12 protein-coding genes and 3 tRNA genes are annotated in these 13,847 nt (G+C 66.3%); 4 read left to right on the top strand and 11 right to left on the bottom strand.

Annotation, left to right across the window (positions count from 1 at the left end):
- Positions 1 to 87 precede the first annotated feature (87 nt).
- The 6 genes from FBY33_RS12040 to FBY33_RS12015 form a co-directional block, all read right to left on the bottom strand.
- Complete coding sequence (locus FBY33_RS12040; protein WP_142030774.1) at positions 88 to 1,278, bottom strand: acyl-CoA dehydrogenase family protein; 1,191 nt, start codon at positions 1,276 to 1,278, stop codon at positions 88 to 90.
- A 146-nt stretch (positions 1,279 to 1,424) separates the two neighbouring features.
- Positions 1,425 to 1,498 (bottom strand) — tRNA-Ile (locus FBY33_RS12035).
- Between the two features lie 73 nt (positions 1,499 to 1,571).
- Complete coding sequence (locus FBY33_RS12030; protein WP_142030773.1) at positions 1,572 to 2,768, bottom strand: glycosyltransferase; 1,197 nt, start codon at positions 2,766 to 2,768, stop codon at positions 1,572 to 1,574.
- A 111-nt stretch (positions 2,769 to 2,879) separates the two neighbouring features.
- Complete coding sequence (locus FBY33_RS12025; RefSeq protein WP_142030772.1) at positions 2,880 to 3,788, bottom strand: DMT family transporter; 909 nt, start codon at positions 3,786 to 3,788, stop codon at positions 2,880 to 2,882.
- Positions 3,788 to 4,411, bottom strand: coding sequence for a CDP-alcohol phosphatidyltransferase family protein (locus FBY33_RS12020; RefSeq protein ID WP_142030771.1), 624 nt, complete (start codon positions 4,409 to 4,411; stop codon positions 3,788 to 3,790). The genes FBY33_RS12025 and FBY33_RS12020 overlap by 1 nt, the downstream gene beginning before the upstream one ends.
- A gap of 94 nt (positions 4,412 to 4,505) precedes the next feature.
- The gene (locus tag FBY33_RS12015) at positions 4,506 to 5,357 is read right to left on the bottom strand and encodes a phage holin family protein (RefSeq protein WP_142030770.1); all 852 of its coding nucleotides are present in this window, start codon (positions 5,355 to 5,357) and stop codon (positions 4,506 to 4,508) included.
- A 180-nt stretch (positions 5,358 to 5,537) separates the two neighbouring features.
- Between FBY33_RS12015 and FBY33_RS12010 the strand changes: the two genes are divergently transcribed.
- From FBY33_RS12010 to FBY33_RS12000, 3 genes are all read left to right on the top strand, one after another.
- Positions 5,538 to 6,761, top strand: coding sequence for a multidrug effflux MFS transporter (locus FBY33_RS12010; RefSeq protein WP_142030769.1), 1,224 nt, complete (start codon positions 5,538 to 5,540; stop codon positions 6,759 to 6,761).
- A gap of 27 nt (positions 6,762 to 6,788) precedes the next feature.
- The gene (locus FBY33_RS12005; protein WP_142030768.1) at positions 6,789 to 6,998 is read left to right on the top strand and encodes a hypothetical protein; all 210 of its coding nucleotides are present in this window, start codon (positions 6,789 to 6,791) and stop codon (positions 6,996 to 6,998) included.
- Positions 6,999 to 7,062: 64 nt separating this feature from the next.
- Positions 7,063 to 7,470, top strand: a complete 408-nt coding sequence (locus tag FBY33_RS12000; protein WP_142030767.1) for a hypothetical protein — start codon at positions 7,063 to 7,065, stop codon at positions 7,468 to 7,470.
- 89 nt (positions 7,471 to 7,559) lie between these two features.
- Here FBY33_RS12000 and FBY33_RS11995 read toward each other — a convergent pair.
- From FBY33_RS11995 to dusB, 5 genes are all read right to left on the bottom strand, one after another.
- Positions 7,560 to 7,632 (bottom strand) — tRNA-Asn (locus FBY33_RS11995).
- A gap of 124 nt (positions 7,633 to 7,756) precedes the next feature.
- Positions 7,757 to 7,829 (bottom strand) — tRNA-Asn (locus FBY33_RS11990).
- A gap of 105 nt (positions 7,830 to 7,934) precedes the next feature.
- Positions 7,935 to 9,878, bottom strand: coding sequence for a DNA primase (gene dnaG, locus FBY33_RS11985; protein WP_142030766.1), 1,944 nt, complete (start codon positions 9,876 to 9,878; stop codon positions 7,935 to 7,937).
- 103 nt (positions 9,879 to 9,981) lie between these two features.
- Positions 9,982 to 11,295, bottom strand: a complete 1,314-nt coding sequence (locus FBY33_RS11980; protein WP_142032811.1) for a deoxyguanosinetriphosphate triphosphohydrolase — start codon at positions 11,293 to 11,295, stop codon at positions 9,982 to 9,984.
- Positions 11,279 to 12,457, bottom strand: a complete 1,179-nt coding sequence (gene dusB / locus FBY33_RS11975) for a tRNA dihydrouridine synthase DusB (RefSeq protein WP_142030765.1) — start codon at positions 12,455 to 12,457, stop codon at positions 11,279 to 11,281. The genes FBY33_RS11980 and dusB overlap by 17 nt, the downstream gene beginning before the upstream one ends.
- Positions 12,458 to 12,594: 137 nt before the next feature.
- Here dusB and FBY33_RS11970 point away from each other — a divergent pair, with 137 nt between their 5' ends.
- A complete protein-coding gene (locus FBY33_RS11970; RefSeq protein ID WP_142030764.1) occupies positions 12,595 to 13,815 on the top strand; it encodes a globin domain-containing protein in 1,221 nt (406 codons plus the stop codon).
- The last annotated feature ends 32 nt before the right edge of the window (positions 13,816 to 13,847 follow it).

Raw genomic sequence — 13,847 nt, 5'->3', positions numbered from 1 at the left:
TCCGGCCTGCCGGGACACCCGGTCCCACCGCTGCGTACGGGCCTGCCGCGACCTGGCGGCGGGCCGATTGCCGCTGGACGATGGCAGCTAGACGATGGCAGAGATGCCCGTGATGGCCCGGCCCGTCACCAGGGTGTTGATTTCGGCCGTGCCCTCGTATGAGTAGATGGCCTCGGCGTCGGCGAAGATCTTGGCCATCTCGAAGTCGGTCACGATGCCGTTGCCGCCAAGGATGCTTCGGCCCAACGCCACGCTGTCCCGCATGCGCGTCGTGGCGTAGGCCTTGGCAAGCGCGGACTGCTCGTCCTTGGCCACCCCCTCGTCCTCCAGCTGGGAGAGCCGGACCATCATCCCCATCGAGCTGACGGTGTTTCCCAGGATCCGCACCAGCTGGTCCTGGATGAGCTGGAAGGAGGCCAGGGGCCGGCCGAACTGGCGGCGTTCCACGGCATAGCGGCGGGCAACGTCGAACGCGGCAAGCTGGAGCCCCACGGCCTGCCATGCAACCGCCAGCCGGGTTACCTTGAGGACTTTGTTGACGTCGCGGAAACTGTTGGCGTTCGCCAGCTTGAAGCGCTCCGGCACCACCACGTCCGTCAGGACAATGTCGGCGTTCTGGACGGTGCGCAGCGAGATCTTGTTCTCGATCTTTGTGGCGCTGAACCCGTCAAGCGCCGTGTCCAGCATGAAGCCCTTGACCTGGTTGTCGGCCAGGTCCCGGGCATACACCACCACCCAATCCGAGAAGGTGGCGTTCCCGATCCACCGTTTCGCGCCGTTGAGGATCCAGTGGTCGCCGTCCTTCCGCGCCGTGGTGCGCGTCCCGCCGGCAACATCGCTGCCGCCCAGCGGCTCGGTCAGGCCGAAGGCACCGATCTTCTTGAGCGAGTAGATGTCGGGAAGCCACTCGTCCTTCTGCTCCTGCGAGGCCAGCAACTCGATGGAACCGGTGAACAGTCCGTCGTGGACGCCCAGGAAGGTGGCGATGGAGGCGTCGGCACGGGTCAGCTCGGCATGCAGCATGCCCGCAAAGAGGTTGGAGTACCCCTGGCGGCGGACCGGGCTTGCCAGGTCCAGGCCGGCAAGTTTCGGCACCAGTTCCGCCGGGAACTCGCCGCGGTTCCAGCAGTCAACCGCGATGGGCTTGACCTCGCGCGCCAGGAACTCGCGGACTTCAGCGAGCCGGTCCTGTTCCTTCCCGGAGAGGAGCTGCTCGAAGGCGAAGAAATCCCCGTCGACGTAGGGAAGTTCGTGGGGATCGGCTGCGGAGGTGGCCATGGGTACCTTCTTTGATGATCAGCGCTGACCATGCGGCGGAGCGGAGCACGGTATGTTACTGACCAGTAACATACCGCAGGAGGCGGGGTTAACCAAGAAAACCGCGGCCAACGAAAAATCGTCGGCCGCGGTTCCGCCACTGGCGGTAGGGCTACTCGGACTTGAACCGAGGACCTTAGGATTATGAGTCCCGCGCTCTAACCAGCTGAGCTATAGCCCCAAACCCCGTGGACACGTGTCCAAACGGCACGCTCCGGCAGGGCAGAAACACTCTAGCAAACCCGGGAAAGGGTTCAGACCACTTTGTCCTCGTACGTGGCGCCGCGGTACAGGTCCTCGAAGGTCTGCAGTGTCCCTTGGATGCTGTGCGGCTCCACCATCTGGCGGCTGGCCCGGCCCATGGCCCGCTGTTCCTCCCTGGGCAGCTCCAGGACCTGGGTGATCTTCTTGGCGAGGTCGTCGCTGTCGTTGGGCGTGAACAGGTAGCCGTTCTCGCCGTCGCGCACCAGGTGCGGCAGGGCCATGGCGTCCGCAAGGACCACCGGGGTGGAGGCGGACATGGCTTCGAGCGTCACCAGCGATTGGAGTTCGGCCGTTCCGGGCATGCAGAACAGGTCCGCCCGGATGTAGGCCCTCCGCAGTTCCTCGTCGCTGGCAAGGCCCAGGAACTTCACGCGGCTTCCCAGCCCAAGCCGGCGCGCCAGGTCCTCCAGGGCGGTGCGCACTTCGCCGCCGCCCACGATCTCCAGGTGCACGTTCAATTCCCGCGGGGTCTTGCTGACGGCCTTGATGAGTACGTCAACATGCTTTTCCTCGGCCAGGCGTCCGGCGAACAGCACGGTGGGGTTCGCATGCGGCTCGATGTGCTCGCCGGGCTGGAGTTCGTACGCTGAGGAGTCGATGCCGTTGGACAGCGGCAGGACTTTGCGCAGGAAGGCGTGCTCGTGCATGGCCCGGGCGGCCAGCGGCGTAGGCGTGGTGACGACGTCGGCCTGGCCCATGACCTTGCCCATGTCCTTCCAGGAAACACGCCCGATGATGTCCTTGAACCACTGCGGGAACGGCAGGAAGGGGTTGAGGTTTTCGGGCATGAAGTGGTTGGTGGCCACCACCCGGACGCCCCGTTTCACAGCTTCGTAGAGTACGTGCTCGCCGATCATGTAGTGGCTTTGGATGTGCACCACGTCCGGCTTCACCCGGTCGAAGAGCAGACTGATTTCCTTCTTGATTTCCCACGGGAAGCAGAGGCGGAAGGTCTCGTGGGTGAACGCCTTGTGCGAGCGGAGCCGGTGGACGGTTGCTTCCTCGCGGAACTCCGTGAAGCTCTTCCCCTTGCTGTCACGGGACGCCAGGACATGGACGTTGTGCCCACGGGCAGTCATTCCCTTGGCCAGGCGGTATCCGAACTGGGCGGCGCCGTTGACGTCCGGCGGGTACGTGTCCGCCGCGATCAGGATGGTCAGGGGATGCTGGTCGGCTGGCGTGGTCATGTGGAGTACTCCTGATGGTCACGGTGCGGACAGCGTGGAACTGGCAGCACGGTTGGCCGCTGGCGCAGGGCGCCGGGGCTTCGCGGGATAGCTGGTCTGTGCGGGAATGGGCTAGTGGGACGGCCTGCCGGCGGCCTTCCGCGCGTCCTTCTTGCGCTTGGTGACCTCCGGGTGGTGCCGGGAAAGGGCGATAACCCCAACGATAGCAAGGCAGGCCGCCGTTCCCATCGCAATGGCCATGACGGCATGGACATCGGGGCGCAGTTCACCCAGGATGATGATGCCGATGGCAATGCCCACCATGGGATCGATGACCGTGAGTCCGGCAATGACCAGGTCCGGGGGGCCGGTGGAGTAGGCGCTCTGGACAAACCAGGATCCCAGGCCGCCGGCGGCGATGATGGCCACCACCGAGTACCACTGCACGTTCAGCAGGAACAGGCCGTTGGGGTCCAGGAGGTGCTTGCCGATAATCCTGGTAAGCACCGCAACGAAGCCGAACAGGATGCCGGCGCCCAGGATGTAGACGAACGCGTTCATGCGGTGCCTGAACATCACTGCCAGCGTGCCGAACAGGCCCACCGCCAAGGCGAGCAGCAGCACGATGGTGAGCTCGTCCGCCAGGCTGACATGGTGGCTCTCCTGGGTGACGTTGACCGCCAAGAGGACAAAGAGTGCCGAGCCGGTGACGCAGGCGCCGATGGACACGGCGGTGGCACGGTTGATGGTCAGGTCCTGGTCCCGGGCATTGACCACTGTAGTGATTACCAGGGCGATGGCGCCGATGGGCTGGACCACCGTGAGCGGGGCGGAAACCAGGGCCACGGCGTTCATGGCCATTCCGGTGCACAGCAGCAGGAGCCCGAACATCCACCGGGGATTGCGCAGGAGGCGCAGGAACCCGTTGGAACTCAGGGCAAGGCCGCCGGTATCGGCTTTGACGGCACTGCCCTGGCGCTGGGCACCCAGGGCCAGGCAGAAGGCACCAAGCACCGCCAGGCCGACGGCGATCCAGACCATCAGCCGTGCCCGCCGTCGTGCTGTTTCAGTTCCCTGCCCTTTCGCAGGATGGCCCAAAAGTAGTTGTAGGCGGCGACCCAGTGGCCAACCAGGCCCAGCCCCAGCACCACCCAGGCGGCGGCGAAGAGTTGGTCGGCGAAGCCGGTGTCCAGGCGGGAGAGGACCAGGAGCGGAGTGCCCAGGAGGAGCAGCCCGGTGCGTACCTTGCCCACCACGCTGACCGGAAGGTCCGGGTGCCCGCGGAAGAAGGAGAGCGTGAGGACCAGCAGGACGGCGTCGGGGACCACCAGCGCGGCCAGGTACAGCCAATGCACGACGCCGGCAATCACCAGGGTGAAGGCCACGGCCAGCAGCGCCAGCCGGTCGGCGATCGGGTCAAGGACCCTGCCGAGTTTTGAGGCCTGGTCGAACCGGCGGGCGATGTAGCCGTCAATCCAGTCCGTACCAGCCATGACTGCCAGGACGATCACACCGGCCCCATACTCCTTTTGGGCCAGGACGAGCCACATGAAGAGCGGGACACCCATGAACCGCACAACGGTGAGCAGGTTGGGGATGGTGAAGACGACGTCGTGGTCCACCTGCGGACGGCCGGGGCGGGCACCTGCACCAATAAACTTCACCCGTCCCCTCTCCTTCCTGCGCCGCATCACGGTCTTTCGGTTATGAGTCGTCCACTGGAACGTTGTGCATTGGAGCGTTGTGCATTGCACTGGCCTAGCTGGAGCGGAGCAGCTTTCGGAGGAGGACCACCAGGACGGTTCCGGCCGCTGCGAAAGCTGCCAGTGGCTTCCACCGCCTGGACAGGTCGGTGGATCCGGAGAACGCTGCAAGCCTTTGGCCCGCCGCATCCATGCTGCGCTGCGCCAGCACCTGGGTCTCGCGGGCTTTGACCTGTGCGGCGGCCAGCACGTAGCGGGCCTGGGTCTTGAGGTCCAGCTCCGTGCCGAGTTCGTCGCGGACCTCGGTGAGGTGGTGGCGCCGCTGGCTCAGCCGGTGCACCAGCTCGGGCTCGGAGGCGTGCGGGAATTCCTTGTCGTGCTCGGCAGCCTTTGCTGCCTTCTCGGCCTTGGCCTTGGCCGCTGCTTCGGCCTTGGCTGCCTTCGCAGCCTTGGCCTCGGGGCTCTGCGGGTCCAGGACGGCCGGGTTGAAGGCGGACCCTTCCCGGGCAACGCCGATATCGTGCCTGATGCCGCGGATGGTTTCCTCCGGCATCAGCGGCATGGCCTTCTTGAACCGGGCGAGCCCAACGAGCCCGCCGATAAGGGCTATCAGCAGGAAAGCGGCGGATACCAGGAGGGCAGCCAGCCACGCAGGCATGATGGTGGCCAGTCCCATGATGGCTGCGACGATCAGGCCCACCACCAGGAACGCAAGAAAGAGGAGCGCCACGGCGAAGAATGCCGCGGCCACGCCTACCTGGATTCCCTTGCGCTTGAGTTCGATCTTGGCGAACGCGATCTCGTCATTGAGCTGGCGTGGCGCCAACCGGAAAAGGAGCCTTGCCGTCCCGGGCAGCGCAGTGATACGCAATCCGGGGCTGGTGCGCCCGCTGTGACGTCCGCTCATCGGTTCCGCCTTACTGGTTTTATGGGTCGATACTGCTTCCGTTTGCCGCGGACATGTGCAGCCGCACAGTCCACGCCACCAAAACTACCATTCAGGTTCAGGGCGAACCCGGGGGCTTGCCGGGCGGCGCGGCCTACAACGCTGCAAAAAGCACCCCCGCCGGGCCTAGGATTGTTCTCCGTGACCAATCCCCCCAATCCAGGCGACCTGCTCAGCCGCCGCCGGAAGCTCCTGTACATCCTCCTCCTTGGCGCCCTGACGGCGCTCGGTCCGTTCACCATCGATCTCTATCTGCCTGCCTTTCCCGCGCTGGAGGAAAGCCTGGGGGTGACCGAGGCCCAGGTCCAGCTCACCCTGGCAGGCACCACGGTGGGTTTTGCATTTGGGCAGCTGGTGGTGGGGCCATTCAGCGACAGGTTCGGCCGCCGCACCCCGCTGATCCTGGCCACGGCACTGCACATCGCCGCATCCCTGGGCGCCGCCCTGTCCACGGACATCAACACGTTGGGGGTCTTCCGGGTGCTGATGGGCGTCGGTGCCGCAGGCGGCGGCGTGGTGGCCATGGCCATGGTGCGGGATCTCTTCTCCGGCTATGCGATGGTGCGGATGTTCTCCCGGATGTCCCTGGTCAACGGCCTGGCGCCCATCCTTGCCCCCGTCATTGGCTCACAGCTGCTCCTGGTGATGCCGTGGCCAGGCATCTTCGTGTTCCTGGCCGCCTACGGGACATTGGTGATCGTGGCGGCCCTGCTCCTGGTGCGCGAAACCCTCCCACCGGAGAAGCGCGGCCAGAGCGGCATGACGGCACGGCAGCGCTACAAGGTCCTTTTCAGCGACCGGATCTTCGTGGGGCTGCTGATGGTGGCCGGCTTCAATTTCGGCGGCCTCTTCACCTATTTGTCAGCCTCACCGTTCCTCTTCCAGGATGTGTTTGGATTCTCGGCCCAGCAGTACGGGCTGCTGTTCGGCATCAACTCCCTGGGTATCGTGGCCGGCGTGCAGACCAGTGCGCGGCTGATCAGGATCGTGCCGCCGCAATGGATCCTGGCCGGCGCCACCGCATGGATGTTCCTGATGGCCCTGCTGATCGTGGTGTTCGACCGCGCGGGCCTGGGGCTGTGGGGCGTCATGATCCCGCTGTGGTTCTACATCATGGGCACCGGCTTCATGTTCCCCTGCGTGCAGGTGCTGGCGCTGGCCGGCCATGCAGGGCAGGCAGGAACAGCCGCGTCACTGCTGGGTGCGGCAACGTTCCTCACAGCCGGACTGATCTCGCCCGTCGTGGGCTGGATCGGCATCACCAGCGCCGCGCCGATGGGCGCGGTGCAGGCAGCATGCATCCTGGTGGCCATTGCGGCGCTGTGGCTGGTGGTCCGGCCGCGTACCGTCCCGTCCATTCACTAAGCACCGGCTTTCATTGAAAGGCAGCCCATGAGCCGCAAACCGCACCGCAACGGAAGGGGACTTTTCCTCGGAGCGGTGCTTGGCGCCGTCGTCGGCTATTTTGGGGGGCGCGCCCTGGGCAACCCCGCCATGGGCATTGTCCTGGGACTGCTGGCAGGCGCCGCCCTCCTGTACCGGGTGAATCCAGGACCAAGGAAGCCCGGACCAAGGAACGGCGGGCCCCGTAAGCGACTCTGACTGTTTTGCCTGACCGGGACGGCTTTCCCTGCCCTGCGGCCGCCTCCGGGGATAAAATAATCCCGTGCCCAACTGGCAGAACCAACCGCCACTTCCGGCCACCTGGCAACGGTGCGACGCCCGGATCCTGCCACTGTGGTGGGAGCGGCTGTGCGCGCAGGCGGGACAGCAGTCGGCGGCGCTGTACGCGGCCGGGCTGTTCACCGAAGACCGGCGCAGGCCCATCGCCCAATGGTTCAACCCCGCCTTCAATGCAGCCCTGCTGGTGGCGCCGGAGACTTCGCCGGAATGGCCGGTGCAGCGCTTCGGTATTTTCTACGCCCCGCCGGACACAGGCTTTGTGCGGATCCACTCCGCGCCGCATGAATGGAGCCCGCGCGAACCCCGGAAGTCGCCCACCGAGAAGGAGGCCTTCGAGGCAGCCATCGCCGAGGCCGAAAGGTTCCTGCAGGTGGAGATGGACTTCGTCTAGCCGGCTTTCCCGCCCCGCTCAGCTTCCCGCCCCGCGGAAAGAAAAAATCCCCGTTCCTCCATGTGGAGGAACGGGGATTTTTCGTAGCGCTCCTCCTGCTGGACTTGAACCAGCAACCCTTCGATTAACAGTCGAATGCTCTGCCAATTGAGCTAAGGAGGAATGAAGCAGGTATGACATTAGCAAAGGATTCCGGCACAAGGGAAATCGGCGGTTTTGCGGGCCCAAACGGCCCTTTCGGAGTACAAAAAATCCCCGTTCCGGAGGCCGGAACGGGGATTGGAAGCTCCTCCTGCTGGACTTGAACCAGCAACCCTTCGATTAACAGTCGAATGCTCTGCCAATTGAGCTAAGGAGGAATGAAGCGGGTATCAGCCTAGCAAACACCTGCGGCGGAAACGAAATCGAGCCGGCAGTGACCTGCCCCACGCCCGCCAGCCACCCCTGCGCGGAGCAGGCGCCGGCTACGACTCCGCCCGCAGTGCCCGGCGTTCCATTTCCAGCATCATCAGTTCTCGGTTGAGCCGCTGATAGGTTTCCGGGTCCGCCGCGGCGTCGAGGCGCTGCAGCTGGCCCATCTTGTCCGCTTTGACGCGGGTAATCTGCAGTTCGAACAGCCTGGACAGGATGTCCCGGCAGTACTTCAGCACCGCCTCCTCCGTGTGCGCCGGCAGCGGCACCACGGAAAGCTCCGAGACCAGGGGCCGGAGCGGCTCCGGAACCTCGTGCATGACGTGTTCCACCCAGCGCGCGGGATCCCCCACAAGCCCGGGGCCGGTGGCCCTCATGGCGTCATGGACGGCCTGGAAGGCCGGGGTGGCAAACCCGGCGGCAGCGAACCTGTCCCAGACCCCTCCTGCCAGCAGCGCGGGCTGCTGCAGCGCCACTTCCAGCGCCTGCCGTTCCATCGAGGCCACGGGGTCGCGCGGATCGGGGCGGTGGTAGGAGGGCACGGCGCCCGACGCCGGCCCCGCAGCTACCCCGGGACCGCCGGCCTGGGAGGCGCCGGAGTGGGCCGTGGAGGGGTTGGTGGCTCCCCCTTGCGGTTGGCCCGGGGCGGCGGGACGTCCCGTTTCGCCGCGCTTGACCGCCGCGGTGACCATGCGCAGGACCTCGTTGGGGTCCGGCATGCCCAGCCAGCCGGTCAGCGCCTGGCAGTAGCCGGTCCGGGTGGAGGCGTCGCGGATGGCCGCAACCACGGGCACGGATGCCTTCAGGCCCTGGACACGGCCTTCCACGGTGTCCAGATTGAACTGCCTCAGCGTGGTGCGGATAGCGAACTCGAACAACGGACGCCGGGACTGGATCAGGGCGTGCACGGCTTCATCCCCCCGGCTGAGGCGGAGGTCGCAGGGATCGGCGCCGGTGGGTTCCACGGCCACGTAGGTCTGCGCGGTGAACCGCTGGTCCTCCTCGAAGGCCCGGAGGGCCGCTTTCTGGCCGGCGGCGTCGCCGTCAAAGGTGAACACCACTTCTCCCCCGGTGCCGTCGTCGGACAGCAGCCGGCGGGCTATCTTGATGTGCTCGGTGCCGAACGCGGTGCCGCAGGTGGCCACCGCCGTCGTGATGCCCGCAAGGTGGCAGGCCATCACGTCGGTGTAGCCCTCCACCACCACCAACTGGCGGTCCTTGGCGATGCTGCGCTTGGCGAGGTCGATGCCGTACAGGACCTGTGACTTCTTGTAGAGCGTGGTTTCCGGGGTGTTGAGGTACTTGGGGCCCTGGTCGTCCTCGTAGAGCTTGCGCGCGCCGAAGCCGATGGTGTCGCCGGCGATGTCCTTGATCGGCCAGATGAGGCGGCCGCGGAAACGGTCGTAGATCCCCCGGTTGCCTTCGCTGAACATTCCGGTGAGTTTGAGCTCGGCATCGGTGAATCCACGGCCGCGAAGGTGCTTCAGGAGGGCGTCCCAGCCTTGCGGGGCATAGCCCACACCGAAGTGCTCGGCGGCAGCCCGGTCAAAGCCCCGGCCATGCAGGAAGGTCCGGCCCTCCGCGGCTCCAGGCGTCAGGAGTTGGGCCCGGAAGAACTCGTCCGCGATCTTGTGCGCATCCAGGAGCCGCTGGCGCCGTCCTACTTCCTCGCGGTTGGGGCCGGTGCCGCCGTCCTCGTAGCGGAGCTCGTAGCCGATGCGGGCGGCGAGCTTTTCCACGGCTTCCTGGAAGGAGCTGTGGTCCTGCTTTTGGACGAAGGCGATGACGTCGCCGTCCTCGCCACAGCCGAAGCAGTGGTAGCGGCCCACCTGGGGACGGACGGTAAAGGACGGCGAGCGCTCGTCGTGGAAGGGGCACAGGCCCTTGAAGGTGCCCAGCCCGGCACCCTTGAGCGTGACGTAGCCGTCCACCACTTCCTTGATGTCCGTGCGCTGGCGTACTTCGTCGATATCTTCACGTTTGATCAGCCCAGCCACAGAGCCATCCTAGTGCCGGGCACTGACCTTCCCGGCCCACGGTACGACGGCGGGCGGCGCACCACGGCGTTCCTCACCACAGCGTTCCTCACCACAGCGTTCCTCACCACAGCGAGGGCAGGCTCCCCACCAGGCGCTCATACATGGCCAGGGCGGAACCGTCGGTGAGGGACGCCACCTGGTCGATGACCACGCGAAGCCGCGCGCCGTCGTCGTCCGCCGCGCGCCAATCCGCCGCGAACATCGGTTCCAGGTGCCGGTCCCCGGTGGCGCTGAGGGCGGTCACCAGGGCGTGGAGCACCTCCCGCTGGCGCTCGTAAATGGGCTGCCGGTGTTCGGTGGTCATCACGAAGGTGGTGGCAAGGCCCTTCATCACGGCGATCTCCATGACGGTCTCGTCCGGAACCATCAGTTCGGCGTTGTACCGCGTGAGGTTCTCCGGCCCGTAGACGGCGCGCGTGGTTTCCAGGGCGCTCTGGCAGAACCTGCCGATCAGCTGGCTGGTCATGTTTTTCAGGGCCGCCATGGACTTGCGGCTGCCGTCCGCCTCGCGCACCCACACGTCCGTGGCCTCCAGCCGGGCGAGTGCGGCATCGATGGCTGCGGGATCGTTGTGCGGCAGGTACCACTGCTTGGCGTAACCCACCACGCGGGCGCGGTGGTCCGGGTTGTCCATCCAGCGCAGCTGGAAGTGGCCGGCAACAATCGCGTCCTCCACGTCGTGCACCGAGTAGGAGATGTCGTCCGCCAGGTCCATCACCTGGGCTTCCAGGCAGGTCCGGCGCTCCGGCGCACCCTCCCGGAGCCAGTTGAAGATGGGCAGGTCGTCCTCATACGCGCCGAACTTGCTGGTCCGCTGGCCGTGGATCACCGGCGCTTCCAGGGCGGACCACGGGTACTTCGACGCCGCGTCAAGGCTTGCGCGCGTCAGGTTCAGTCCGGCGGGCCGGCCGTCGACCGTGAGCACCTTGGGTTCGAGGCGGGTGAGCAGGCGGAGGGTCTGGGCGTTGCCCTCGAAGCCGCCGATGGCATGCGCCACCTCGTTCAGCGCCGATTCGCCGTTGTGGCCGAAGGGCGGATGGCCGAGATCATGGCTGAGGCAGGCGGTGTCCACCACGTCGGGATCGCAGCCCAGGGCCCGGCCCAGTTCGCGGCCCACCTGGGCCACTTCCAGGCTGTGCGTGAGGCGGGTGCGGACGAAGTCGTCGGTGTCAGGTGCCACCACCTGGGTTTTGGCGCCCAGCCGGCGCAGGGCCGAGGAGTGCAGCACCCTGGCACGGTCCCGCTCGAAGTCTGAACGGTAGGTGCTCTTGGGCGGCTCCTCCACCCACCGGGCAGAATCGTGCAGATCGTACCCGGGCAGCGCCAGGGCGGCGGTGGGCGTTCCTGCAGTCGGTGTCTCAGCCACCGGAAACATCCAGTTCGGCGGCTGCGATGTCCCGGGACTGGTCATCGTTCAGCGCCCGGGAGTCGAGCCAGTCCTTGGGGAGGGCTGGCCTCTTGGGCGAGCCGGCACGGCCGCGCGGGCCCTCGGCGTCCACTCCGGGATAGGGCGAATCCAGGTCCAGCTCGGCCAGGGTGTCCCGGAGCACTTCCAGGCTGGTGACCAGGGCAAGCCGGGTACGCAGTTCGCCGCCCACCACATACCCCTTGAAGTACCAGGCGATGTGCTTGCGGATCTCGCGCAGTGCCTTGCCTTCGTCGCCGAAGGTTTCCACCATCAGTTCGGCGTGGCGGTAGACGCCCTCTGCCACCTGCCGCAGGTTGGGCCGGTGCCGGACGTCGCTGCCTTCGAATGCGGCCTGCAGGTCCCCGAAGAGCCACGGCCGCCCCTGGCAGCCGCGGCCAACCACCACGCCGTCCACGCCGGTCTCCCGCACCATCCGGACGGCGTCCTCGGCGGACCAGATGTCGCCGTTGCCCAGCACCGGGATATCCGGCAGGGCCTCGCGGAGGCGCGCAATGGCGGACCAGTCAGCCTGGCCCGAGTAGTACTGGGCCGCAGTGCGGCCGTGGAGCGCGACGGCGGCAACACCGGAATCACGGGCGATGCGGCCGGCGTCGAGGTACGTCAGGTGGTCATCGTCGATGCCCTTGCGCATCTTGATGGTGAGCGGGACGTTTCCCTTGGAGGCTTCCCTGACGGCCGTCTGAACGATAGAGGTGAAGAGATCGATCTTCCAGGGCAGCGCGGCCCCGCCACCACGCCGGGTCACCTTGGGGACGGGGCAACCGAAGTTGAGGTCGATGTGGTCGGCCCGGTCTTCCTCCACGAGCATCCGCACGGCGGCGCCGACGGTGGCCGGGTCCACGCCATAGAGCTGGACGGAGCGGACTTTCTCGTCGTCGTCGTGGGAAATGATGCGAAGGGATTCGGGGGTCCGCTCCACCAGCGCACGGGAGGTGACCATCTCCGCCACGTACATGCCGCCGCCGTATTCGCGGCACAGCCTGCGGAAGGCGGAGTTGGTGATGCCGGCCATGGGAGCCAGGACCACGGGGGTGTCAACGGTGATGGGTCCCAGCTTGAGGGGCGGGAGTTCCAGCTTGGGGGCGGGAGGAGTTGCTGCAACAGTCACTTATCCATTGTTGCAAAGCCGGGCAAATCGGTGGTTTCCCACCAGTGCCGAAGGGCCTGTCGCGGGTTTCCGGCCGGCTGTTAGCGTGTCGTGGAACCGGGCCTTGCCAGGGGCCTGCCTTCAGAGGAGAGATCACCGTGCTGTCAGACACCGCATACCCCGTGATCCAGGCGACCCTTCCCGTCGTCGGCGAAAACATCCAGGACATCGCCTCCCGCTTCTATGGCCACATGTTCGAGGAACATCCCGAACTGCTCAACGGCCTCTTCAACCGCGGAAACCAGGCCGACGGCCGGCAGCAGCAGGCGCTGGCCGGGTCAATCGCCGCGTTTGCCGGCTTCCTCGTCAACGACCCCACGCACCTGCCGGACCACCTGCTGTCCCGCATTGCGCACAAGCACGTGTCCCTGGGCCTGAGCCCCGAGCAGTACCAGGTGGTGCACGACAACCTGATGTGGGCCATCGTCGATGTCCTCGGCGACGCAGTGACCCCGGAAGTGGCCGCGGCGTGGGACGAGGTCTACTGGCTTATGGCCAACATGCTCATCAACAAGGAACGCGGATTGTACGACGCCGTCCGGCTGAGCCCGGAGACCGTGTGGCGCACGTGGCGGGTGGCCGAAAAGATCCAGGAAACCGGCGATGTTGTCAGTTTCGTGGTGGAGCGGACCGACGAGCGGGAGGTCAAGCCCTCCCTGCCCGGACAGTACGTCACCCTCCGGATGCAGATGCCCGACGGCGTCCTGCAGCCCCGCCAGTACAGCCTCACCCAGGCCGACGACGGGCAGCACCGGCGGTTCGCCGTCAAGCGCGTGCGCACGGACGGGAAGCCGGACGGCGAGATGTCCAACCTCCTTCACGACCACGTCGACGTGGGCGATGAAGTCACCCTTTCGGCGCCCTTCGGCGACGTTGTGCTCGAATACACGGACCGGCCCGTGGTGCTGGCAAGCGCGGGCATCGGGATCACGCCCATGGCAGGCATGCTGTCCCACCTGGTGAAGGCCGGCTCGCAGCGGAAGGTTATGTTCCTGCACGCGGACGACTCCCCTGCCTCCTTCGCGCTGCGGAACCAGGTGACGGCGGACCTTGCCGCACTGCCGGATGCGTCCCTCAATACGTGGTTCCTCGATCCGGACGGCGCCCAATCCTCCACCTCCGAGGCCGGCGGCACCGTGCGCTCAGGGTTCATGAACATCAAGGATGTCCAGCTGCCATCCGACGCCGAATATTACCTCTGCGGCCCGGTGCCCTTCATGCAAGCCGTCCGGACCGCCCTGGTGGGCGCAGGCGTCCGGCCCAAGGACATCCAGTACGAAGTCTTCGGCCCGGATCTCTGGCTGGCGGACTTCCAGTAGCAGCAGCTGGACAGCCGTACAAAGAGAAGGTT

Source organism: Arthrobacter sp. SLBN-112 (assembly GCF_006715225.1).
Lineage (GTDB): Bacteria > Actinomycetota > Actinomycetes > Actinomycetales > Micrococcaceae > Arthrobacter.
The sequence above is the reverse complement of the archived record's forward strand: the minus strand, read 5'-3'. Positions and strand labels throughout refer to the sequence as shown.